A 25,386-nucleotide genomic window follows, 5' to 3' on the forward strand; every position below is an offset into this window, starting at 1 on the left:
TTTAAGAACAAAATGCAAGATTTTACAAACGAAAATATAGACCTCAGTCTGCTTCCAAAATATGAGACCGTAGCCCTTAATGCGCTAAATAAGAAGTACTGGAAGGTGATTTTGATGAATATAGCGGTTTTTATGCTCATTTTCGGGCTAGCCACTTACCTCCTTTTTACCCTGCTTAAAACCGTTAAACCGGAACCCTATATTTTTATTGTCGGATATCTCCTTGTTGGCTTGCTATTGGTTGTCCTTTATGCCATGAGTATCAAAAAAAGAGGTTTCGCCATCCGGGAAAAAGACCTGATTTATAAAAGTGGGATCATTTCTATCAGCACCTCCGTCATTCCTTTCAGCAGAATTCAACACATCACCCTCAATGAAGGCGTGTTCTCCAGAATGTTCAATCTGGCAGCCCTACATATTTATACTGCCGGAGGAATTTCCGGAAACATTGTGATCCCCGGATTGGATATCGAACTGGCCAGAACCATTAAAGAGGAACTGACTAAACAAGTTAGCAAGCAGGAATCGAAGGAAGAAGAGACTCAAAATACGAGAGAAAACACTAATGAATTAACCAGGGATACTGATGGAAACTAATTTCTCTGAACCCAAAAGACAGTCTGCCGTAGGTGTTATTGTGATGTTCTTCAGCCATCTACAAGGGAGCATCCGCGTATTGATATTTCCAATTATCCTACTCGTTGTACGCTCTAAGAGTATTACTACGGGCTATCTGCTGTCGGGGATTGTGATTTTCCTCGTTATTCTTGCCATTTACTCCTACCTGAGTTACCTTAAATTCACCTTTTTTCTAGATGAGGAAAAGCAGGAGTTTGTGATTCAAAAAGGCATCCTCAGCAGAGAAAACCTGATCATCAGACTGGATAAAATCCAACAGGTAAACATCAACCAATCCCTGATCCAAAGAATCGTTGGGGTGTATAGCCTGGAAATTGATACCGCCGGAAGCGATAAAAAAGAAGCCAATATCAAGGCGATTGACCATGAGGCGGCTACGATCCTTCGGGAGAAACTGTTGAGCAGAACCTTTCAAAGCGCAGCCCCCTCCTCAGATACCGCAAAAAGTGATACTGCCGGAACGGATGCAAGAGAATCAGCTAATAGCCCACAAAATAGAAGCCTTTTACTCAAACTAAGTGCCTCTACCCTCTTTAAAGTAGGGTTAACTTCCAATTACGGGGCAAGTATCGCGCTGTTAGCCGGTTTTATCGTTGCCATTATTGAGGCAATGAAAAACTATACCGAAGCCTTTCAACTGGAACAGAATCCAATCAGTCAGCTCAGTACAAAAGGATTAGGATTAATTTCTCTTTGTGTATTCCTCGTTTTTGCCTTACTGATTGTGCTGGGCACCAACCTGATCAGAACATTCCTGAAATATTTCAACTTTGAAATCAGGAGAGAAAACACCTTTCTTTCTATTCATTCCGGACTATTCGACAAGAAACATACCTTACTGAAACCTGCCCGGGTACAAATCAGCAGCTACAGTCAGAATTACTTCCAGAAAAAACTAAACCTCATCAATTTAAGGTTCAAACAGGCCTCTTTTAGTACCGCTGCAGAGACTGATAAAGACGACAAAAAGCACGACATAGAAATTCCGGGTTGCGACGAAAGAGAAAGAAATGAGATTCTTAAACTGATCTACAACAGGCTTCCCGCCCGGGGAACGGCTTTTATTCCGAACTACCGGTTTTTGTTACTCACCGTGATGCTGCGCATTATGATTCCTGCGCTTATTTTTTCAGGTCTGACCATGGCCCTACCCGCTTTAAAACCTTACTTATGGCTGATCATTCCTTACGCGATTTTAGTAGGAACGGCCCTGTATTTTGAGTACGCCCACCATAGGTTATATGTATCTGAAGATTTCATCATCAAGAAAAGCGGTATCTGGGACATTGAGTATCAAACGCTGGAGCCTCATAAAATTCAAAAGATTACCACCACACAATATTTCTGGCATAAGAAAGCAGATATCGGACATTTGATCCTACATACTGCTGCCGGAACCTTACATTTTAAGTATGGAAAGTATGCCGATATTCATCGTATGGTAAACTATTGGTTATATAAAGTAGAGTCGGGCAAAAAAGATTGGATGTAACTCCAATAAGAGACATAGTTTTCTTATTTTTGTCCGAATGTAGTGGGCCGTACCTTATGGGGAAGCCAAGAGCAATACATGGTTTAAACAATACCTTTAAAAAGCAGAACAGGATAGCATTTTGGATTATTTAGCAGGATTAAACCCCCAACAACGCGCAGCAGTAGAAAACACCCAGGGACCAGCAATGATTGTCGCAGGTGCCGGCTCCGGAAAAACACGTGTCATTACTTATAGAGTAGCTCACCTGATTGAAAAAGGAGTTGATCCATTCAATATTCTGGTGCTTACTTTTACGAATAAAGCCTCTAAAGATATGCGCGAGCGAATCATGAAAGTGATTGGTGCAGAAGCAAAAAATATCTGGATGGGAACTTTTCACTCCGTATTTGCGAAGATTTTACGGGTAGAGGCAGAAAAAATCGGCTATCCTTCCAGTTTCACCATCTATGATACAGACGATAGTAAAAGTCTGATCAGGGCGATCCTACGCGAGATGCAGCTGGACGACAAGCTTTACAATGCGAATTTCGTTTACAACAGAATCTCTTCTGCGAAGAACAACCTGGTTTCCTATTCGGAATACATGGAAAACGCAGAAATTCAGGCGGAAGACATCAGCAATAAACGCCCCCTAATCGGTGCGATCTATGAAACTTATACCAAACGTTGTTTCAAATCAGGTGCAATGGACTTTGACGATTTATTGTTTAAGACCAATGTATTGTTGAAAAACCACCCTGATGTACTCAACAAATACCAGCAGAAATTTAAATACCTGATGGTGGATGAGTACCAGGATACCAACTTTTCCCAATATACCATTGTGAAAAAACTGGCAGCAGCTTACCAGAACATCTGTGTGGTAGGTGATGATGCGCAAAGTATCTATGCCTTCAGGGGTGCAAATATTCAGAATATCCTGAACTTTGAACGTGATTATCCAGATCTGAAAGTTTATAAATTAGAGCAGAATTACCGCTCTACTCAAAATATTGTAGAAGTTGCAAACAGCATCATCGCCAACAATAAAAACCAATTGGAAAAGAATGTATTCTCTGACAATGAGGCTGGCGATAGGATCAGGGTTCAGCGTGCATTTACGGACAATGAGGAAGGTAAAATTGTAGCGGAAGCCATCATTCAGGAACGCAGTTCTAAAGGCTATAACTACAATGATTTTGCCATCTTATACCGTACCAATGCGCAATCCAGAGCAATGGAGGAAGGTTTAAGAAAACTTAATGTTCCTTATAAAATCTATGGCGGTCTGTCTTTCTACCAACGTAAAGAGATCAAGGATTTAATCGCTTATTTCCGCTTAACCTTCAATCCTAGTGATGAAGAAGCCATTAAAAGGGTGATTAATTACCCAAAAAGAGGGCTTGGAGATACTACTGTAGAGAAATTATTGGTTGCCGCAGACGAACACAACATCACCATGTGGGAAGTAGTTTGTAACCCACAACAATATATTGCCGGAAGAATTGCCAATCAATTGAATGATTTCGCCATGATGATCAAGAGTTTCACCGTGGAAGCGAAGAAACTGGATGCTTATGAAGCGGCATTATACATTGCACAACACTCCGGAATTCTTAAAGAATTACATTCCGACATGACTGATGAAGGTCGTGGAAGACATGAAAACATACAGGAATTATTAAACGGTATCAAGGAATTTGGAGAACGTGAAGATATCGAAGACCGTAGTCTGGAAGTATTTATGCAGGATATCGCCTTGTTAACGAATGATGATAAATCAAATGACAAGAATGTAGACACGGTATCTTTAATGACCATTCACTCTTCTAAAGGTCTGGAATTTAAAAATGTGTTTGTAGTTGGCTTAGAGGAAAACCTTTTCCCTTCTCAGATGTCTTTAAATTCGAGATCTGATCTGGAAGAAGAACGCAGGTTATTTTATGTGGCGGTTACCCGTGCAGAAAAGAAACTTACACTGACCTATTCCACTTCGAGATACAGATGGGGCACGCTGACGAACTGTGAGCCGAGTCGTTTTATCGAAGAGATCAATCCACGTTACCTGGAGATTGAAGTACCAAAATCTGCTAAACCTGTTACCGGCGACGATAGCTTTTCTTCGGAACGCAGAAGCTGGACGCAGCAAAGAGATAGTTTCAGCAAGCCTAAACCTGCTGCTTCGGGTACCACAACCGGCACCTCTACAGCAACAAGGCCTAAAACATCAGTATTGCCTAAAGCGCACATTCCTACACCCGGTTTCGCTCCTGATGCCGCCAACCTGTTTCAGAATGGAATGGAAGTGGAACATGAGAAGTTCGGTTTCGGTAAAATTGTGAGTCTGGAAGGTAGTTTACCTGATGTAAAAGCAACGGTATTTTTTCAAGGTCTGGGTAATAAGCAGTTATTATTAAAATTTGCTAAATTGCGAATTGTTAAATAAAATATATCTTTACAGAATCCGGATGTGTTTATAGCATCGGGATTACTGTTATTTTAATAACGATTATACAAAATATGGCTTTATCCCGTTATCACCTGATACGACCGGCATTTAGCAAATTTAACCTACTCAAGAAGATTTAATACGCCCAAAAGGGCCGGCCGGTTCGCAAAACCGGTCGCACATAAAAATAATAACGTATAATTATACAGATGAATTTCGATTATAATACCACAAGAAACGAGTTAATCCTCGCCGAATACGGCCGTAATGTACAGAACATGGTGAAGTACATTATTGAATTACCCGACCTTGAAGAACGTAATAAATACGCTCAGGCGGTGATAGATCTTATGGGATTCTTAAACCCCCATTTACGTGATGTTGCCGATTTTAAGCACAAGCTATGGGATCACTTACACATTATCTCAGGTTATAAAATCGATGTAGACTGCCCATACCCTAAGCCTACACCGGAAGATGCCCTGGTGAAACCGAAACATATCGGCTATCCTCAGCAAAAAATCACCTATAAACATTACGGTAAAACTGTGGAGACGATGATCGAAAAAGCCAAAGCGGTTGACGATCCGGAACGCAGAGCTGCAATGGTTCAAGGTATCGCGAATTTCATGAAAATGGCTTACGTAACCTGGAACAAAGACAGTGTAGCGGATGAAACTATCTTGAAAAACTTACGCGAATTATCAGGCGGACAACTACAATTAGACGAAAATGTAAACCTTGCTAAGGTTGAATTTAAGCCTGTAGTAGCCAGACCTGCGAACAACAATAACCGCGGCAGACAAAACAACAACAATAATAACAACAACGGTAAAGGCAGACAAAGCAGCACTGGCAATAGTAGCAGCAACCGCCCTCAGCGCAACAATAATAATCCAAAACCACGTCACTAGTTCTTACCAATTTACAATACTATACAAGCTTATTACAACATGAATGCATTCGAAATAATTGGTGGACAAAAGTTAAAAGGTGAAATCACACCTCAGGGCGCTAAGAATGAAGCCCTACAAATTATCTCAGCAGTTTTATTAACTGAAGAAAAAATTACCATCAGCAATATCCCTGATATTAAAGATGTGAACAAACTAATTGAACTTTTAGGAGACCTTGGTGTAACCGTAGAACGTTTATCAAAAGACACTTATACTTTTGAAGCCAAGAACATCAACCTGGAATTCTTCCAAAGTGATGTATTTAAAGCTAAAGGCGGTAGTTTAAGAGGATCTATTATGATCGTCGGTCCACTATTGGCCCGTTTTGGTAAGGCAGCAATTCCTAAACCAGGTGGCGATAAAATCGGCCGCAGAAGACTGGATACGCATTTCTTAGGTTTTGAAAAACTAGGTGCGAAATTCGTTTATGACGCCAAAAAAGAATTCTTTAACGTAGATGCAACTGCCCTTAAAGGTGCTTATATCCTGATGGATGAAGCTTCTGTAACCGGTACTGCAAATATTGTGATGACGGCTGTTATGGCCGAAGGAATCACAACGATTTACAATGCAGCCTGTGAGCCTTACTTACAGCAACTTTGTAAAATGTTGAACCGCATGGGCGCAAAAATCACTGGTGTAGGTTCTAACTTACTAACCATTGAAGGTGTAACCAAATTAGGTGGTACAGAACACCGTATGCTACCTGACATGATCGAAATCGGCTCTTTCATCGGGCTTGCCGCAATGACTGAATCAGAAATTACCATCAAAGACGTATGCTATTCTGAACTGGGTATTATTCCTGAAGTCTTCAGAAAACTAGGTATCAAATTTGAACTTAGAGGTGATGATATTTTCATTCCTTCTCAGAAACATTATGTAATCGAATCATTTATTGACGGTTCCATGTTAACCATCTCAGATTCTCCATGGCCAGGATTCACTCCCGACTTATTGAGTATCGTATTGGTTGTGGCTACTCAGGCTAAAGGTTCGGTATTGATTCACCAGAAAATGTTTGAAAGCCGTCTGTTCTTTGTAGATAAACTGATCGATATGGGTGCGCAAATCATCCTTTGTGATCCACACAGAGCTACAGTAAACGGAATCAACAAGCAATATAAATTAAGAGGTATCAGCATGACTTCTCCGGATATCCGTGCAGGTGTTTCTTTATTGATCGCTGCTTTATCTGCTGAAGGAAAATCAACAATCTTCAATATTGAGCAGATTGAACGTGGGTATCAAGACATTGACACTCGTCTACGTGCCCTTGGTGCGCAGATTAAACGTGTTGACGCTTCGGCACCAAGTCATTAGTATTAAAATACAGGCTTGTAATTGTTGAGCCTCAAAAATAACAAGACATAAAAAAACTCCCTGAATTTCAGGGAGTTTTTTTATGCTTAATGAATATGTAGCTTATGCTGAAATCGCATTGATGATATCATACTGCGTGATAATTTCAATCTTACCTTGCTCGTCTTCTACCAATACCGCAGAATTTTCTTTATTGATCAATCCAGAGATCTTATCAATTGAAGTATTCATATCTACAAAAGGGAAAGTAGCCGACATGATTTCTTTTACCGGAGCTGATTTCAAAGAAGGATTCTCTAAAAGTGCTTTAAGGATATCACTTTCTGCCACTTTACCTACTACCATCCCCTGTTGAGTAACCGGAATCTGAGAAATATTTAAGGTATTCATGTTGTTGATGGCCTCTAAAATGCTTTTCTCACAATCAATAGTCACGATTTCTGCCGATTCTTTCTTCGCAAGAATTGACCTTGCAGTCAGTTTTTCATCTTTAAGGAAACCGCGTTCTCTCAACCAATCTTCATTGTACATTTTACCCATATAACGACTTCCATGGTCATGGAAGATCACTACCACCACATCTTCTGGTTTCAGTTTATCTTTCAACTGCAATAGTCCGGCAATAGCCGACCCTGCTGAATTACCTACAAAGATGCCTTCTTTACGTGCAATATCACGTGTCATCAGCGCTGCATCTTTATCTGTCACTTTCTCAAAAAGATCAATGACGTCAAAATCTACATTCTTTGGTAAAAAGTCTTCCCCAATCCCCTCAGTAATGTAAGGATAGATCTCATTTTTATCTAAAATTCCTGTTTCTTTATATTTCTTAAATACAGAGCCATAAGTATCAATTCCCCATACTTTAATATCAGGATTCTGCTCTTTCAAGTATTTTCCTGTACCGGAAATTGTACCACCTGTACCTACTCCTACCACTAAATGCGTGATCTTACCTTCAGTTTGTGCCCAGATTTCTGGTCCGGTCTGCTCGTAATGTGCCTGAGAATTGGCCAGGTTATCATATTGATTTGGCTTCCATGAATTCGGAACTTCACGCTCTAAACGCGAAGAAACGGAATAATAAGACCTTGGATCTTCAGGTTCTACGTTCGTCGGACAAACGATAACTTCCGCACCAAAAGCACGTAAAGCATCAACTTTCTCCTTAGACTGCTTATCTGTAGTTGTGAAAATACATTTATAGCCCTTAATAATTGCCGCCATAGCCAGTCCCATTCCGGTATTTCCAGATGTTCCTTCGATGATGGTTCCACCCGGTTTAAGCTTACCGCTCTTCTCCGCGTCTTCAATCATTTTAAGTGCCATACGGTCTTTAATCGAATTCCCAGGGTTAGTGGTTTCGATTTTTGCCAATACCGTAGCCGGAATTTCCTTTGTAATTGTATTCAATCTTACCAATGGCGTATTGCCAATGGTTTCCAAAATATTATTGTACCACATGTTACAAAAATACAAATTGGTCCTTAGAATTCTATTTATAAATCATAATTCACTATTTAATATTGCAATCTCAATACAAACAAAATAATATTTTAATCTACTAGTCCAATAGACTTATTTACCATCTATTATATAGGTAAGGAAAGAATATCTTAACACCGTTGATAGCGCTTACCCGGTAAAGAAATCAATAAGCCTTCGATTTCCAGGTTCAATAAATGCAAAGACAGCTTCCCTGGTGGAAGTTCTAATTTCCGCGCCAGCTCATCAATCTCCAGATCTGAAACCTTTAGTAACTTTAAAATCTTCAATTCCACCGCATCAAGTGCTAAGGGTTCCTCTTCCAGGATAGCGACCGATTTTTTTACAGGTTCTTCCCAGCCCAGAAAGTAAGGAAGGTCCTTTGCGTGACTGATCAGTCCGGCTCTATTGGTTTTAATCAGGAAATTACAACCTTCCGAATAAAGGTCTGTAGTCCTGCCGGGAAAGGCATAAACATCCCTATGGTAAGAATTTGCCAGATCAGCAGTAATAAGCGCCCCTCCTTTAGATGCTGCCTCTACTACAATCGTCACATCAGAAATCCCCGCTATAATGCGGTTGCGCTTAGGGAAATTCTCCTTATCAGGATTGGTAAGGGAAGGGAATTCTGTGAGCAGTCCACCGTTTAACAGCATTTTTTTAGCTATAGGGCCATGTACCTGAGGATACATCCGGTCCAGGCCATGTGCCAAAACGCCCACCGTTGCAATGCCCTGGTTTAAACTCTCCTGATGCGCGTTCACATCGATGCCGTAGGCCAGTCCACTCACAATCAACACCTCATAAGGTGCCAGCACTTCTGCCAGTTGCTTACAGAGCTGCTTACCGTAGCTGGTAGCCATACGGGTGCCAACTATACTAATGATACGTGGGTGATTCAGGTCGGCAGTTCCTCTATAATACAACAAGATCGGTGCATCCTCACAGTTCTTTAACCGATAAGGGTAATTATCATCGGTATAAAACAATACCTGTACCTGGTATCTCTCGATAAATTTCAGCTGTTCTTTGGCTTTAAGCAAGGCTTCCTTGCCTAAAATGTGTTGCGCAGTGATCGCGCCTACACCAGGAACCTGCATTAAGGCTGCTTTGCTAGCTTTAAAAATCGCTTCGGGCGTGATGAAATGGGTTAACAGGTGCTTTGCAGTGATGTGACCCACGTTCTGGATCATGCTTAGGGCAACTTTATAAATTAAGTTCATCAGCTAACTTATGTGTTATCTGTTGGATTATCACTATGCCTGTTGAAATTCTGATCTTCCTTGTCGTAAAAAGAGGTTTCGGCAACATCGACGGGAATCTTTTGCGCTGAAGAAGCGCAAAACTTCCTATGTCGATTTTTGCAAAACCTCTTTTTACTTACGGATACTACATAATTTGAAGGGCCTGTTAATCACACCAGATTTGGGGGGTCAATGACAAATTGGGAGGTGAAAGGGAAGAATTGATGGGCAATGACAAACCGGGAGGTGAAATAGAGAATCGAGCGGCAAGGGAAAATCCGGAGCTAAAGTAAATGAAGGTAATAACTAAAGAATTGTTTTAACGCCAATCATTTAAATCAGCGATTTACTTTAACCTGTCAATTAACCCGCCTGAACTGAATTCCGTTTTTCCCGCGATGAACCGCATGTAGCCGCAGGGTAAAAAAAAAGCAGAAGCTCTTTAAAGACATTCGAAGATTTGCCCTTCAGCAAATATTCGGGGATGAAAAGAGTCACTGCTTTTTTTCTTACCTCTTACAAAGAGAAGATACTATTGCGGAATATACACGACAAACTTCGTTTCAAAGAAGTCTTCTTTAAAGTAATCTGCAAGCGGATAAAGTTCTGCTTTCAATCTTGATTCTTTAATTTCTTCTGCTAAATCCCCACCTTTCAGGTAAAGAATCCCGTTTGCAATTGCATTTTTGGAATCTTTATTGAACTTACCTTGTACCCATGGATAGAAGTCAATCAGGCGCGTCACAGCTCTTGACACTACGAAATCGTATTTATCAGTAACCTGTTCTGCTCTAAGGTGACTTGCTTTCACATTCTTCAGGCCCAGACCAGCAGCAACTTCTGTTACTACTTTGATCTTTTTACCAATAGAATCTACCAGGTGAAACTCTGTTTCAGGGAATAGAATAGCCAGCGGAATTCCAGGAAAACCACCACCAGTACCCACATCAAGCACCTTTGTACCAGGCTTGAATGTACAGAATTTAGCAATTCCCAAAGAATGAAGGATATGGCGAACATATAACTCTTCAATATCTTTTCTGGAGATCACATTGATCTGGGCATTCCAGAAACTGTATAAATCATATAACTGATCGAATTGAGCAATTTGCTCTTCAGTCAGATCTTTAAAATATTCTTGTATTAGCGTTGATCTTATTTCCACTTTACCTTTTTTACAAATATAGACAGAATGCCATTAAACACGAGGAAAATGAATAAGAGAATGTCCAGAATCGGGAAGCACCACCTTAAATCACTATAATTAAGCCGCTTTAAAATGCGGGGATAGATAAAACAACGGATTAAAATACTGAAGCCCAGGATACCCAATGCAGGGTATAAAGTGGCTTTAAAGAACAGTAATGCCGTAAAGAAAGCATAAAACAGAAACTGAAAGATAATCTGACAGGAAAGAATGAACTTATGTTTGCCCTTATAAAACTTTCCGGCACCGAAGTGACGCTTTTTTTGTCGCAGGTAAGCCCCGAAACTCGTATTTGGCTCCGACCATACCTGAGCATCCTTATTGATCCGGATTTCTGTGTTGGCGGCTGTAGCATTTGCATTCACGAACAAATCATCATCCCCGGAAGGAATGTGCATGTGTGCTGCGAAACCTTTATTCTTAAAGAAAAGCGTCTTTTTATAAGCCATATTCCTGCCGACACCCATATAAGGCATCCCTTTAATGGCGTACGACAAGTAATTTACTGCAGTAAAAAAGGTTTCAAAACGAATTAATGCGTTCAAAATCCCTCTTCTTCTCAGGTATGGGGAATACCCTAAAACGATGTCTATTTCAGGATTTTCACTTTGTTGCATGCCCATTAACCAGTTTTCTGAAGCAGGCAAACAATCTGCATCGGTAAATACCAACCAGTCGTTGGAAGCCGCTTTGATGCCCATGGTTACCGCAAATTTCTTTCCGGCAATGAACTTCTCCCCTTCTCCAATGGTGACGATTTTCAGTCGTCTATGTTGTTTTGCAAAGTTTTCTAAAAGCTGTCTTGTGCCATCCCAGGAGCGGTCGTTCACTACAATCACCTCAAAATCAGGGTAGTTTTGCGATAGTACAGAAGGCAGGTAAGCAGTAAGATTTTCGACTTCATTGCGGGCACAGATGACCACGCTTAAAGGTTTTTTTGCCGTTTCAGGGATAGGTTCTACGGGATAAAATGCAAGTTTCAGATGAACAAACAGGCTAAAGTATAGTTGTATTAGGAAACAGAAGATGAATGCGCCCAGCAGGCAGGTCTCTAGTAAGGTTAATTCCACGTTATAATTTTGTACCCTCCAAATTTCAGGTTTTTAATCTGTAAATTCCTTTATGTGGATAAAAATTTAGGGCCATTTATAGCGTTATTTTTGCTATTTTTGGCAGATTTTAGTGGAGCATACAGATTTATGAAATTTACCTTACAGGCAAAAGATACACATTCAAAGGCAAGAGCAGGAACAGTAACAACAGATCATGGGGAGATACAAACTCCTATTTTCATGCCTGTAGGCACGGCCGGGACTGTTAAAGCAGTTCATCAACGAGAACTTAAAGAGGATATTGACGCCAAGATTATTCTTGGGAATACCTATCACCTATACCTGAGACCAGGTTTAGACATTATTGAAAGAAGCGGTGGATTGCATAAATTCATTGGCTGGGACCGCCCGATTTTAACAGATAGCGGAGGTTACCAGGTCTATTCTTTGAGTAAAGTAAATAAGATTAGAGAGGAAGGTGTAACTTTCCGTTCTCATATCGATGGTTCGAAACACCTATTTACACCGGAATATGCGATGGACATCCAACGTACTATCGGTGCAGATATCATCATGGCATTTGACGAATGTACGCCATACCCATGTGATTATAAATATGCGGCGAACTCGATCAATATGACGCACCGTTGGTTGAAACGCTGTTGCAAGCGTTTTGATTCTACAGAACCTAAGTACGGTTTCAGTCAGACTTTATTTCCTATTGTACAGGGTTCTGTATATAAGGATTTAAGAAAGAAATCAGCGGAATTTATTGCCAGTATGGACCGTGAGGGAAATGCAATTGGTGGTTTATCTGTTGGAGAACCTGCGGAAGAGATGTATGGCATGACAGAGGTAGTCTGCGACATCCTACCGTATGAAAAACCCCGTTACTTAATGGGTGTAGGTACGCCGATCAACATTTTAGAAAACATCGCTTTAGGTGTAGATATGTTTGATTGCGTAATGCCAACCAGAAATGCAAGAAACGGCATGTTGTTTACCAGAAACGGTATCATCAATATCGGCAACAAGAAATGGGCAGATGATTTCTCTCCTATTGATGCGGAAAGTGATTTATATGCGGATCAGGTATATTCTAAGGCTTATTTAAGACACTTAATGCACTCGAAAGAGATGTTAGGTGCACAAATTGCAACCTTACACAACCTTCATTTCTACCTGTGGCTAGTGAATACTGCCAGAGAGAAAATCATCAGTGGCGAGTTTTATGCCTGGAAAAACAAAATGGTGACCATATTAGGTAATAAACTATAAATGAACTTTTTAAAAGGCAGGATTAAAATCATCGACTGGTATATTATCAGTAAGTATCTGGGTACATTCCTTTATACCCTGACGCTTTTTGTCGTCATCATTGTCATCTTTGATCTTTCAGAGAAACTGGACGACTTCCTTGGTAATAACCTGACCTTCTGGCAAGTGGTTTCCCTCTATTATGCAGGGTCTATCCCATTTTATGTCAATATGCTTTCTCCGCTGATCAACTTTATTGCCGTGATCTTTTTTACGGCAAAGATGGCCGATCAGACGGAAATTGTACCTATTTTAAGTGGAGGAGTAAGCTTTAACCGCTTTCTCCTTCCCTATTTTGTCTCCGCATTCATCATTTTCGCGTTTAACCTGGGTTCCAACCTGTATATCCTTCCCTATACCAACCAGATTAAAAACAACTTCGAAAACACTTTTATTAAGAAGAATGACCCAAGTAGTAAAGCAGACATCCACATGAAACTGGATGCGAAGACTTATATCTACATGAAGAACTTCGACAATAAGACTAAAACCGGAACACAGTTTTCTTTAGACAACTTCAAAGGTGATGTGATGACGAAGAAAATCGTAGCAGATGAGATCAAATGGGATTCTTTGAAACGCTCCTGGAAGCTAACCAACTATTCCATCAGGAATATTGACGGCTTAAAGGAAACCATGGTTAATGGCAGCAACAAAACCAAGGATACGGTGCTGGATATGCGTCCGGATGATTTCTCAGCCTATGATAATATCTATGAAAACCTGTCTAACAAAGACCTTTCTGAAAAGATTAAAAAGGAAGAAATCAGGGGCTCAGGCATCATGAACGACCTTTTATTTGAACGTTACAAACGATACTTACAACCTTTATCCGCATTCGTACTGACCCTGATCGGGGTTGCACTGTCTTCCAGAAAGGTACGTGGAGGAGTAGGATTACCTTTAGGAATAGGTATTATTTTAAGTTTCGGTTATATTGTACTGAACCAGTTTGCGAAGATGTTCTCCCTGAAAGGCGGAATTTCTCCCTTGTTGGCCGTCATGGTACCGACTATCTTTTTCGGTTTACTGGGCTATTATTTACTCCGAAAAGCACCAAAATAAGTGGCAGCTACGGTTCAGAATTCTCCAAAAAGAAACCTGTTAATTTTACATGCAACCGTTTTTATCTGGGGCTTTACAGGCATTTTAGGCGCTGTAATCTCTGTGAATGCCGTGCAATTGGTCTGGTATCGGGTTTTGATCGCCACTCTCAGCTTGCTTATTTATTTTCTATGTACCAAAACCAGTCTGAAGGTATCCAGGAAACAGTTTATGCAGTTCTTCTTTACCGGAAGTATTGTTGCCCTGCATTGGATCCTGTTTTTCTACGCCATTAAGGTTTCCACCGTCTCTGTGACCCTGGTTTGCCTCTCCTCTTTCACGCTGTTTACTGCGATTCTGGAACCTTTGATTAAGAAAAAGCCGATTCTGATTCCTGATGTGGTTATCGGACTGATCATTATCCTCGGGATTTATATGATCTTTAAATTCGAGTCCGGCTATACGCTTGGCATTACGATGGGTTTATTGTCGGCACTATGTTCCAGTTTATTTTCTACCATTAATTCTACTTTAGTACAGAAAAGCGACCCAAAGATCATCGGTTTTTATGAAATGGCAGGTGCGCTGTGCTGGATCACGCTTTACCGTTTATTTGATCAATCATTACTTACTGAACAATTTGACCTGAGTATTTCTGACTGGTCTTACCTCCTGTTATTGGGTACCATTTGTACTGCCCTGGCTTATGTAGCGGGCGTTTCTGTGATGCGGACCCTATCTGCCTTTCGTGTGGCACTCATCACCAACCTGGAACCTGTTTACGGGATTATTCTGGCTTTCCTTTTCTTTGGAACAAAAGAAACCATGTCGGTTGGCTTTTATGCCGGTGCCATCCTGATTATAGGTGCGGTCTTCCTATATCCGGTTTACCAAAAACGCCGGAGCCTGAATTAGTTAAAACCGCGTATTTCTCCCCCTCAAAACACCCCTTTTCATCTACAAAAAAATACCTATATTTCGGGCATAATCCCTGACCTCCAAAGGTGTAAACCCGGGGCATAAACTTCCGGCATTTCCGATAAAAAGGGAGCACAGGAGTATTCAACGATGAAAAGAATTGAAAGCTAAAAAACCAAACCATCCTTAAAGCAAATAATGAAGAAATACCCCTTAAATAAGCCGTTAATCCTCAGCATTACCGCTTCATTATTGCTTAGTTTAACCGGACCGGCCAGCTTTGCCCAGATTTTCAACTCAGAACAGAACCCCTTAAGTGTAAAATGGAGACAAATTAATGCTTCAGGGTTCCGGATTATCTACCCGATAGAGTTGGAGAAAGAAGCGCAGCGAATGTCGAATACGATTAAGACCATTTATCCCTATGTAGGGGCAAGTCTGGGCGAAAAAAAGGCCAGTATTCCTATTCTGCTTCAAAATCGTGGGGTTATTGCAAATGGCTTTGTGCAGCTGGCACCTAAAAAATCAGAATTCTATACCACCCCCCCACAGCAATTCGACAGTCAGGATTGGCTAAATAACCTTGCGGTACATGAGCTTCGCCATGTGGCCCAATTTGATAAACTTACCGGTGGAAAAGCACATCCATTTCCGGAAACGGTTTACTTCGCCTGGCTTGGCGTAAGTATCCCGCTATGGTATTTCGAGGGAGATGCGGTGAGTACGGAAACCTCGCTGACGAATGCCGGTCGCGGAAGGATTCCTTCCTGGATCATGCCATACAGGACACAACTGCTGGAAGGAAAAAACTATTCCTATACCAAATCTAATTTCGATTCAGAAAAAGACCTGACTCCCGGGTATTACCAACTCGGTTATACGCTGGCCTCCCGCATTCGGGAAAACGCAGGGAAACTCGTGTTCGACAGTGTCCTTACCGACATCAAACAGCATCCTGTCCGCCTTTATCCCTTTTCTAAAAGCCTGAAGAAATTCAGCGGCAGAGGGACTACGGACTGGTTTAAAGAAAATACGAAAAAACTGAGGGAAGAATGGACCGCACAGGCAGCGCAAACGCCTTCAAAAGCTTACCCTTCACTCAATGAGAAAGCAAACTACGCGACCAGCTATTTTTTGCCGTTCAAAATCAATGATCAGGAGATCCTGACGCTGAAACAAAGTAAGGGCGAAACTCCTCATTTTGTGATCCTTAATCAGGATAAAAAAGAAAGAAAACTACTTTACATCGGGCTACAGGAACAGCCTTGGTTTAGCTATGTAAATGGGATTTTAGTTTGGGATGAGATCAGATATGACCCCAGATACAAACAACGCAGTTACAGTGTAATCAACAGCTATAACTTAGAAAGCGGCAAGGTTCATAAACTCAGCTCCCGAAGCAGGCTCTTCTCCCCTTCTTTATCTGCGGATGGGAAAAAAGTAATTGCGGTGAGGTACGACCTGAGTAATCAGGCCAATCTGGTAGAACTGGATGCCAAAACGGGCGCAATCCTGCATACTTATCCGAACCCGGAAAACCTGATTCTGCAAACCCCGTCTTTCAGCCCGGATGGCACAGCAGTGGCCTTTATTTCCGTAACAGAGCAAGGAAAGGAATTACGTCAGCAGGATCACAATGGAAAAACGGAGATATTGATTCCTTCTACGCAACAGCAACTGAGCAGACCGGTTTACTTTTCTAAAGGGATCGCCTTTAACGCGCACTATAACGGAATTGACAACATTTACTATATTGAGTCCGGTACAAAAAAGATAAGCGCGTTAAGCGCCGCCAAATACGGGGCTTTTAATCCGGCTTTTTCTGCTGATGAAAAATCTATGGTTTTTAACAACTATGGAATTGCGGGCTATGAAGTTGCAGAAAGTAACATTGAACCGGAATCCCCGGGGAAAAACCACTTTGTTTTTCTGGGGGAAGCGGCGGCAAAACAGGAAAACACGGGCAATGTGTTTGCACATATTCCCGACAGCAGCTATACTTCTAAACCTTATGGCGGCTTAAAAAGCCTGTTCCAGGTGCACAGTATCAACCCGGTTATTGAAGATGAGTACCGTGGCGGACTACAAATCAACTCCGACAATCTACTGAATACGATGAATGTTTTTGCGGGCGTCAATTACTTCCGTGACCTTGGCCGATTTGAATACAATGCTGGTTTTACCTACAAAGGGTTTTACCCGATATTGGGAGCTACCTACCGAAACAGACCCAGAAGGGCATTTTACAACAGTTCAAAGGGAGTGCAGCAGGGCGATTGGCGGGAAAATGATATTCAGTTAGCCGCAACTTTACCCCTCAGCATCAACGCCTTAAACCACAATTACAACTTCTCCTTTACTACGGCAACTGGCTATACCAAAAGGTATGCCCCCGAAAACATGCCGAATAATTACATCAGGACCCTGAAATTCCCGATGGAATACAGCTTTAGCTTTACCCATACCATCAGGCAATCGGAAAGAGATGTTGCTCCTAAGTGGGCCCAGGTACTGAGGTTTACTTATTTGCATCAGCCTTTTGACCAGCAATTAGCTGGTGATCTTTTTGCCGCAGAAAGTTTTCTTTATTTTCCGGGTTTCGCCAGAAATCATTCTTTTCTGGCCAATTTCAGTATTCAACGCAGTTCAGGCATCAGAAAATTCGACCAGCAAATCAATACGGTTTACGGTTACAACAACATTCCGGCAGTCAATATTCTTAAAAACACTTTACTGCTGAACTATCGTTTCCCCATTGCTTTTCCGGATGCGGAACTGGGCGCATTGGCCTATGTCAGAGACCTTCGCGGCGGATTATTTTGTCATTATGAAAACCTTGGAGAAGATACAAATCTGGGTCAGCCTAAAACTTTTGGCTTCGAATTGCGTAGTAGTATGAACTTACTTCGCTACCAACCGGTGGTGGATGTAGGGGCCAGAGTGGTTTTTGTAAACAAAATGTATCACCAAAATCCTATCTTAGAACTAATTTTAAATTATAGCTTTTAACACATGCGTGCCAAAACCATTTTCATCATCATCTTTACCGTCCTTATCACTGTCTTTTTAATGATCAACACGGATAAAGTCCAGTTCGATTTCATCTTTGGAGCAGCAGAAGTTTCTAAGCTGTTGGTGATTGGGGTTTGTACTTTTATCGGCTTTATACTGGGTTATATGGCCGGGCGACCGAAAGTTACCATCAGTACTTATGATAAAGAAGGTCCCCTGGAAACTCCAGAGGAACCTAAAAAATCGATCAGCGATGAAGATCGCGATTATATTAACTAATTATGAGTTTAGCGCCTGTTTGATGTCCCCAAGGATATCATTAATGTGCTCTAATCCAATTGACAAACGAACAGATCCTTGTTCAATACCAACCTCCAGCCTTTGCTCTTCCGTTAATTTCGAATGAGTACTGGTTGCAGGATGTGTAGCAATAGACCTGGTATCACCAAGGTTTGCAGAAATCGAGAACATTTTCAGGTTATCCATGAATTTACCGGCTGCTGCTGCGCCACCTTCAATCACTAAGGTAACAATACCACCACCTTGTTTCATTTGCTTTTTAGCAATGTCATACTGAGGGTGAGATGGTAAGAACGGGTATCTCACTTTTTTAATGCGTGGATGACTTTCTAAAAATTCAGCTACTTTCAAAGCATTTTCGCAGTGTCTGTCCATACGAACAGCTAAAGTTTCTAAACTTTTCGACAATAACCAGGCATTGAACGGTGACATTGCAGGCCCACTATGTCTGGCAAAAGCTTCGATTTCCAGGATCAGTTTGTTTGAACCTAAAATCACGCCACCTAGTGTACGACCTTGTCCGTCGATAAACTTAGTTGCCGAGTGGATGGAAATATCTGCACCCAATTTAATAGGCTGTTGCAGGTATGGTGTTGCAAAACAGTTGTCAACCACCAATAATACCCCATGTTTTTTTGCCAGTTTCGCCAACCATTCCAGGTCGATAATATCGATTCCAGGGTTAGAAGGTGTTTCTACAAAAATGATTTTGGTATTTGGCTGAATCCCTTGCTCCATTTGTTCTGGTTTATCCAGATCCGCATAGGTATAGGTAATCCCCCATTTTGGGAAAATATTATTTAGTAACTGGTGCGTAGATCCAAAAACAGATCTGCTGGCCAGTACGTGATCGCCGGATTGTAAGAAAGCAGCGAATGTGGTAAAAATAGCAGCCATACCGGTTGCCGTTACCCATCCTGATTCTGCGCCTTCTAAAACGGCCATTTTATCAATTAATTCAGAAGTATTCGGATTGGCATAACGGCTGTAAACGTTGCCTTCCTTCTCATTTGCAAACAAAGCGCGCATTTCCTCTGAATCGTCAAACTTATAGCTTGAAGTCAGGTACAAGGGCACAGAATGCTCTTTAAAATGGGTTCTCTCGGCTTGTAAGCGTATGGCCAGGGTTTCGAAATTATCTTCTTGGTTCTCTTCTTGCATTTTGTTATTGATGAATAGTATATGTAAAGTTGATCGTTGCCGAGCGTCCTAAAATATTGGATACTGAGCAGTATTTATCGAAAGTAAGGGCTAATGCACGTTCTACCTTTAGCGCATTTAAATCCCCATACATATCGAAATGAATGTTGACTACGTCAAATATCGGAGGCATTTCGTCCGTTTTTCTGGTTGCCGTGATTTTGATTTTCACATCATCCAGTGGTTCTTTTTGTTTAGTAAGGACATTCACCATGTCGATTCCGCTGCATCCGCCAAGGCCGATCAACAGCATCTCCATTGGGCGAAAACCCTTTCCTTCCCCACCGATCTCCGGTTTTGCATCCATTTCTACCTTGAAACCGCTAGGATTTTCTGCTTCAAAATTAAATTTATCGTTTTTTCTTATCAGGTTGATTTCCATAATTCACTAAACGTTATAAAATACTTTATTGGTTCTTTCGAGTTCAAGAAGTTGCACTGCTGCTTCAAATATGGCATATACTGCCGATCCGCTGCCACTCATGGCCGCGTAGATTGCTCCCTGCTGATAAAGATGCGCTTTGACCGCTTCAATTTCGGGGTACTTCAAAAATACTGAAGCCTCGAAATCATTTTTCAGATTCGCTTTCCATTCCCTCAATGGCAAATGTATTAAATCTTTTACCGATGTAGCAGGGTCTGTAACCTTTATTCCTGCATAAGCTTCGGCTGTAGAAACATGGAGATCAGGTTTCACCAGGACCACAAAATAAGCGGAAAGGTCTACCTCAATCTCTGTAAACTCATCGCCTTTTCCTTCGGCATACCGGGGTTCATTCCTGATAAAAAAGGCGCAATCTGCACCCAGTTTTCTGGCGTAATCCTCCATTTGAGGAATGGTAAGTCCGAGTTTAAACTTATCATTCAGGAGTTTAATGATAAAAGCGCCATCCGCTGAACCGCCACCCAATCCTGCCCCTACCGGGATGTTTTTCAACAAACAAAGGTGTTGTGGAGGAAGGTCAAAATCTTGTTTTAACAGCTGGTAAGCTTTCAGACAAATATTGTCTGCTACTGCTCCCGGAACGTCGATTCCTTCAACGGTACAGCTTAAAACCTCCGCATCCAGGGTCTCGACTACGTCGTATAGCCTCACCGGATAAAAAACGGTTTCAATATTATGGTATCCATCCGCACGTTTTCCGGTTATCTGTAAACCAAGGTTAATTTTAGCGTTAGCAAAGGCAAGCATCCATTTTGATTTTGTGACACAAACTTACAAAATCAAATTCCTCATGTTATATATTAATTAAAAATTCAGGAAAGCAGCTAAAATTTTATTTACTTACTTACTTTTGCGCGGGCTAGGTACACCCTATAGGATAGAATTCAAATTCTTTCCTAAAAAAAATACTATTTTTAAAAAATAAAATCTTGCAAACATCTGGTTGCAGGCCAAAGAATACTGCCAATACATGAAACAATATTTAGATTTAATGCAGCATGTGCTGGATCATGGCGCACAGAAACATGATCGCACCGGAACCGGAACCATCAGCGTTTTTGGTTATCAGATGAGGTTTAACCTACAGGAAGGCTTTCCAATGGTGACTACCAAGAAATTACACCTGAAATCTATCATCCACGAACTGATTTGGTTTTTAAGCGGAGACACCAATATAAAATATCTGAAAGATAATGGTGTTAAGATTTGGGATGAATGGGCGGATGCTGATGGCAACCTCGGACCTGTTTATGGCTCACAATGGCGCTCATGGCCAACACCTGACGGACGTAAAATCGATCAGATCAGCCAGATCATCCAAACCATCAAGAGCAATCCGGATTCCAGAAGGATTATTGTATCTGCCTGGAATGTGGCCGATATCGAAGAAATGGCCTTACCGCCATGCCATGCCTTTTTCCAGTTTTACGTTGCAGATGGTAAACTAAGCTGTCAATTGTACCAAAGAAGTGCAGATATCTTTTTGGGAGTTCCGTTTAATATCGCATCTTACGCCTTATTAACCATGATGGTTGCCCAGGTATGCGGACTCGAATGCGGAGATTTCGTTCATACGCTTGGTGATGCCCACTTGTACAATAACCATATAGACCAGGCCAGACTGCAATTGAGCAGGGAGCCAAAAAAATTACCGCTCATGAAGATTAACCCGGAGGTCAAAGACCTGATGGATTTTAAATTTGAAGATTTTAACCTGGAGGGATACGAACCACACCCCCACATTAAAGGAGCTGTTGCCATATGATCGTTTCCATTGTAGTCGCCATTGCCGAAGATAATGCCATCGGTAAAGACAACCAATTGTTATGGCATCTGCCAGCAGACTTAAAACATTTCAAGGACATTACCAGTGGTCACACCATCATCATGGGTAGAAAAACCTATGATTCTATCGGCAGACCGCTTCCCAACAGACGTAATATTGTGATTACCAGAAATACGGAGCTGGAGCTTCCGGGAACAGAAATCACCAATAGTCTGGACGAGGCACTAGCCCTATGCGAAGGTACAGAGGAGGTTTTTATCATCGGCGGTGCCGAACTCTACAACCACGCTTTAGCGCTCACAAACCGGATTTACCTGACCAGAGTACACCAAACCTATGAAGCAGATACTTTCTTTCCCGAAATTGATCTGGAAGAATGGGATGAGGTTAGTACAGAAAATCACCTTCCGGATGAGAAAAACAAGGTAGCTTATACGTTTTCAACGCTTGAACGCAAATAGTTAAGCTCCGGCAATAAAAAATTGAGAAGGTGGTCTATTATTTAAAAAAATAATTAGATTTGCCGACTTGTTAAAAAAATATATAGCTTATATAGACTAATAATTACAAACAAATGCAGGGTAAAGGTTTTATTAAATTTATGGCAATACTACTAGGTATTGTCTGTGTGTATTCTCTCTCATTCAACTTTGTCACTTCGAAAGTTGAAAAAGACGCAAAGGCTTATGCCAAAGGTGACTTAAATAAGGAAAAAGCTTATTTAGATTCCATGGCCACAGTGCCGGTTTATCCTGTTTTTGGATTTAACTACCAGTTCTGTAAAGGTAAAGAAATTAACCTTGGGCTAGACCTTAAAGGTGGGATGAACGTGACGATGGAAATTTCGTTAGCGGAACTGGTTAAGTCATTAGCTGGTAATCCTGATGATGCTAATTTCAACAAAGCACTATCAATTGCTCAGGAGAAACTAAATGCAGGTGGAAAAGATTTCATCGCTATTTTCGTGAATGAGTTTGAGAAACTTTCTCCGGATGTTAAACTGGCTGATTACTTTTCAAATCAGGACAACGCTAAATTGCTTAAAGCTAACGCCAGCAATTCAGAAGTTAAAAACTATTTGTCTAAAGAAGCAACAAGCGCAATCGACCGTTCCTTCACGATCATCAGAAGCCGTATCGATGGTTTCGGTGTAGTGAGTCCTAACATGCAGAAACTTGAAGGTACTAACCGTATCCTGATTGAGATGCCAGGTGTTCAGGATAAAGAAAGGGTTCACAAATTATTGCAGGGATCTGCAGAATTACAATTCTGGCAGGTGTACAACAATGAGGAAGTGTATCCGGTATTAGAAAACATCAACAAGACACTAGCTTCAACGATTAAAACTACTGAAGTAGCTACAACAGGTACAGATACTGCTGCGAAATCAGAAAGTAAACTTGCTGGTCTTGCTAAAAATAAAGACACTAAAGATTCTGCAGCTTTGAAAAACAAAGACCTTGCAAAATCTAACCCATTATTCTCTGTATTAAACGTACCTACTTACCAGGGCGAAAACGGACAGACTTCCTTACGTCCGGGTCCGGTTGTTGGTTGGGTAGCTCAAAAAGATACTGCTAAAGTAAATTCTTACTTTAAAAGACCAGAAGTAGCTTCGATCATTCCTCAGAGCTTCAAGTTCATGTGGAGTGTTAAACCAATGGACGTTACAACGACTGGTGGTGCTAAGATTTTCGAATTGTACGCAATCAAAGCAACTTCAATGGATGGCAAACCAGATTTAGGTGGTGATGCGATCAGCGATGCCCGTCATGATTACGATCAGAAAGGCAGACCAGAAGTAACCATGTACATGACTGGTGATGGTGCTACAAAATGGAAAAAAATCACTGCGGAAGCAGCTGCTGATCCAAACAACAAAAAATCTATTGCAATCGTATTAGACAACACGGTATACTCTGCACCAACTGTACAGAACGAAATTCCTAACGGTATCTCTTCTATCACTGGTAACTTCACCGTAAATGATACACAAGATTTAGCCAACATCTTAAAAGCAGGTAAGCTTCCAGCTCCGGCAAGAATCGTTGGTGAATTCGTGGTTGGTCCTTCTCTAGGTGAAGTGGCGATCCATGATGGTCTGATCTCTTTTGTACTTGCCTTTATCGTGATCTTAGTATTCATGGCTTTATATTACAATAAAGCAGGATGGGTAGCTAACCTTGCGTTGGTGATCAACTTATTCTTTATCATGGGTATCCTGGTCTCACTGGGTGCTGTACTGACCTTGCCAGGTATCGCAGGTATCGTATTGGTAATCGGTTTATCCGTAGATGCGAACATCCTGATCTTCGAACGTGTAAGAGAAGAGCTGAACTTAGGTAAACCAACTCCGGTTGCAATTAAAGAAGGTTTCAAACATGCGATGTCTTCAATCATTGACTCAAACGTTACTGTATTTGTATTAGGTGCTATCCTTTACATCTTCGGTTCTGGTCCGGTTCAAGGTTTTGCAACGACACTTTGTATTGGTATTCTTTCTTCATTATTCTGTGCAGTATTGATCTCACGTTTAGTGTTCGACTGGTTATTAGAGAAAAAAGCAAACATTACTTTCGGTAATAAATACACCATCCATGCGTTCAAAAACATCGCGTTTAACTTCGTAGGACATAGAAAAATTTATTACAGCATTTCTACAGCGATCATCGTATTAGGTTTCATCTTCTACTTCAAAAATGGTGGATTGAACTTAGGTATCGACTTTAAAGGTGGTAGAACGTATATCGTTCACTTCGATAAAGGAATGGAAACGGAAGATGTAAAAGCGAAATTAGCCGCAGTATTCCCTGAGTCGGAAACTGTAGTGAAAACTGCTGGTGCAAACAACGAATTAAAAATCACCACTACTTACCATATCACCGATCAGGATAATGGTGCGGATAAATTAGTAGAAACGGCCCTTAATGAAGGTCTGGCTAAAACTGGTGTTCCTTATAAAATTGAAAGTAATGAAAAGGTAGGTCCGATCATTGCAAGTGATATCGTTTACGGAGCTTACGGAGCAATCTTGTTCTCTTGTCTAGTGATGTTTATCTATATCGTAGTGAGGTTTAAGAAACTGAATTATGGTTTAGGTGCGGTAATCGCGTTATTCCATGATGTGTTATTAGTACTATCATTCTACACGATCTTAGACGGTGTGCTTCCTTTCTCACTAGAGATTGGTCAGGATTTCATCGCCGCGATCTTAACGGTAATGGGTTACACTATGACGGAAACTGTAGTTGTGTTTGACCGTATCCGTGAGAAATTAGCGGAAACAGGAAAAGAAGACTTACATGGTGAAGAACGTAATCAACTGATCAACTTTGCCCTAAACAGCACGTTGAGTCGTACTATTTTGACTTCATTAACCGTATTCTTCGTATTACTTGTGATCTTCATCTTCGGTGGCGCAAGTATCCGCGGATTTATCTTCGCACTATTGATCGGTCGTATCATCGGTACGTACTCTTCATTGTGTATCTCTACCCCTATCGTTATCGATTTAGGTAAGAACAAATAAGAAATC

Annotated in this window: 20 protein-coding genes; 13 read left to right on the forward strand and 7 right to left on the reverse strand. The window is 41.1% G+C overall.

The window, feature by feature from the left end; genetic code table 11:
• Positions 1 to 12: 12 nt before the first annotated feature.
• The 5 genes from R2Q66_RS06730 to murA all read left to right on the forward strand — a co-directional run bounded on the left by R2Q66_RS06730 (position 13) and on the right by murA (position 6,841).
• Positions 13 to 597, forward strand: coding sequence for a PH domain-containing protein (locus tag R2Q66_RS06730; protein ID WP_316747243.1), 585 nt, complete (start codon positions 13 to 15; stop codon positions 595 to 597).
• The gene (locus tag R2Q66_RS06735; RefSeq protein ID WP_316747244.1) at positions 587 to 2,131 is read left to right on the forward strand and encodes a PH domain-containing protein; all 1,545 of its coding nucleotides are present in this window, start codon (positions 587 to 589) and stop codon (positions 2,129 to 2,131) included. Before R2Q66_RS06730 ends, R2Q66_RS06735 begins: the two co-directional genes overlap by 11 nt.
• 121 nt (positions 2,132 to 2,252) lie before the next feature.
• Complete coding sequence (locus R2Q66_RS06740) at positions 2,253 to 4,559, forward strand: ATP-dependent helicase (RefSeq protein WP_316747245.1); 2,307 nt, start codon at positions 2,253 to 2,255, stop codon at positions 4,557 to 4,559.
• A gap of 212 nt (positions 4,560 to 4,771) precedes the next feature.
• Positions 4,772 to 5,476: a DUF4290 domain-containing protein gene (locus R2Q66_RS06745; RefSeq protein WP_316747246.1), complete on the forward strand. Its 705-nt coding sequence runs from the start codon at positions 4,772 to 4,774 to the stop codon at positions 5,474 to 5,476.
• Positions 5,477 to 5,515: 39 nt separating this feature from the next.
• Positions 5,516 to 6,841, forward strand: a complete 1,326-nt coding sequence (murA, locus tag R2Q66_RS06750) for a UDP-N-acetylglucosamine 1-carboxyvinyltransferase (protein ID WP_316747247.1) — start codon at positions 5,516 to 5,518, stop codon at positions 6,839 to 6,841.
• Between the two features lie 102 nt (positions 6,842 to 6,943).
• Here the strand turns inward: murA and R2Q66_RS06755 are convergent, their stop codons facing one another.
• The 4 genes from R2Q66_RS06755 to R2Q66_RS06770 form a co-directional block, all read right to left on the reverse strand.
• Complete coding sequence (locus R2Q66_RS06755) at positions 6,944 to 8,305, reverse strand: pyridoxal-phosphate dependent enzyme (RefSeq protein ID WP_316747248.1); 1,362 nt, start codon at positions 8,303 to 8,305, stop codon at positions 6,944 to 6,946.
• 152 nt (positions 8,306 to 8,457) lie between these two features.
• Positions 8,458 to 9,549: a DNA-processing protein DprA gene (gene dprA / locus R2Q66_RS06760; protein ID WP_316747249.1), complete on the reverse strand. Its 1,092-nt coding sequence runs from the start codon at positions 9,547 to 9,549 to the stop codon at positions 8,458 to 8,460.
• 553 nt (positions 9,550 to 10,102) lie between these two features.
• On the reverse strand, positions 10,103 to 10,735 hold the full coding sequence (gene rsmG / locus R2Q66_RS06765; protein WP_316747250.1) for a 16S rRNA (guanine(527)-N(7))-methyltransferase RsmG: 633 nt from the start codon (positions 10,733 to 10,735) through the stop codon (positions 10,103 to 10,105).
• On the reverse strand, positions 10,726 to 11,847 hold the full coding sequence (locus tag R2Q66_RS06770; protein ID WP_316747251.1) for a glycosyltransferase: 1,122 nt from the start codon (positions 11,845 to 11,847) through the stop codon (positions 10,726 to 10,728). The genes rsmG and R2Q66_RS06770 overlap by 10 nt, the downstream gene beginning before the upstream one ends.
• 129 nt (positions 11,848 to 11,976) lie before the next feature.
• Between R2Q66_RS06770 and tgt the strand changes: the two genes are divergently transcribed.
• The 5 genes from tgt (at position 11,977) to R2Q66_RS06795 (ending at position 18,399) form a co-directional block, all read left to right on the forward strand.
• Positions 11,977 to 13,107, forward strand: coding sequence for a tRNA guanosine(34) transglycosylase Tgt (gene tgt, locus R2Q66_RS06775; protein WP_316747252.1), 1,131 nt, complete (start codon positions 11,977 to 11,979; stop codon positions 13,105 to 13,107).
• A complete protein-coding gene (locus R2Q66_RS06780; protein ID WP_316747253.1) occupies positions 13,108 to 14,211 on the forward strand; it encodes an LptF/LptG family permease in 1,104 nt (367 codons plus the stop codon). It abuts the gene before it with no gap.
• A complete protein-coding gene (locus tag R2Q66_RS06785) occupies positions 14,212 to 15,105 on the forward strand; it encodes a DMT family transporter (protein WP_316747254.1) in 894 nt (297 codons plus the stop codon).
• A 201-nt stretch (positions 15,106 to 15,306) separates the two neighbouring features.
• A complete protein-coding gene (locus tag R2Q66_RS06790; RefSeq protein WP_316747255.1) occupies positions 15,307 to 18,117 on the forward strand; it encodes a hypothetical protein in 2,811 nt (936 codons plus the stop codon).
• Positions 18,118 to 18,120: 3 nt separating this feature from the next.
• Positions 18,121 to 18,399, forward strand: coding sequence for a hypothetical protein (locus tag R2Q66_RS06795; RefSeq protein WP_316747256.1), 279 nt, complete (start codon positions 18,121 to 18,123; stop codon positions 18,397 to 18,399).
• On the opposite strand, the gene R2Q66_RS06800 is transcribed toward R2Q66_RS06795, so the two are convergent.
• From R2Q66_RS06800 to ispE, 3 genes are read right to left on the reverse strand one after another with little or no spacing between them, the layout of a single operon-like run.
• Positions 18,400 to 19,581, reverse strand: coding sequence for a trans-sulfuration enzyme family protein (locus R2Q66_RS06800; protein ID WP_316747257.1), 1,182 nt, complete (start codon positions 19,579 to 19,581; stop codon positions 18,400 to 18,402).
• Between the two features lie 4 nt (positions 19,582 to 19,585).
• On the reverse strand, positions 19,586 to 20,002 hold the full coding sequence (locus R2Q66_RS06805; RefSeq protein ID WP_316747258.1) for an OsmC family protein: 417 nt from the start codon (positions 20,000 to 20,002) through the stop codon (positions 19,586 to 19,588).
• A gap of 6 nt (positions 20,003 to 20,008) precedes the next feature.
• Complete coding sequence (gene ispE / locus R2Q66_RS06810) at positions 20,009 to 20,812, reverse strand: 4-(cytidine 5'-diphospho)-2-C-methyl-D-erythritol kinase (protein WP_316747259.1); 804 nt, start codon at positions 20,810 to 20,812, stop codon at positions 20,009 to 20,011.
• A 223-nt stretch (positions 20,813 to 21,035) separates the two neighbouring features.
• On the opposite strand from ispE, the gene R2Q66_RS06815 reads away from it, so the two are divergent.
• The 3 genes from R2Q66_RS06815 to secDF all read left to right on the forward strand — a co-directional run bounded on the left by R2Q66_RS06815 (position 21,036) and on the right by secDF (position 25,380).
• Complete coding sequence (locus R2Q66_RS06815) at positions 21,036 to 21,830, forward strand: thymidylate synthase (protein WP_316747260.1); 795 nt, start codon at positions 21,036 to 21,038, stop codon at positions 21,828 to 21,830.
• Complete coding sequence (locus R2Q66_RS06820) at positions 21,827 to 22,312, forward strand: dihydrofolate reductase (protein ID WP_316747261.1); 486 nt, start codon at positions 21,827 to 21,829, stop codon at positions 22,310 to 22,312. The genes R2Q66_RS06815 and R2Q66_RS06820 overlap by 4 nt, the downstream gene beginning before the upstream one ends.
• Before the next feature lie 113 nt (positions 22,313 to 22,425).
• Positions 22,426 to 25,380: a protein translocase subunit SecDF gene (gene secDF / locus R2Q66_RS06825; RefSeq protein WP_316747262.1), complete on the forward strand. Its 2,955-nt coding sequence runs from the start codon at positions 22,426 to 22,428 to the stop codon at positions 25,378 to 25,380.
• Positions 25,381 to 25,386: the final 6 nt, after the last annotated feature.

The sequence above is a fragment of the Pedobacter gandavensis genome (assembly GCF_032677645.1).
GTDB lineage: Bacteria > Bacteroidota > Bacteroidia > Sphingobacteriales > Sphingobacteriaceae > Pedobacter > Pedobacter gandavensis_A.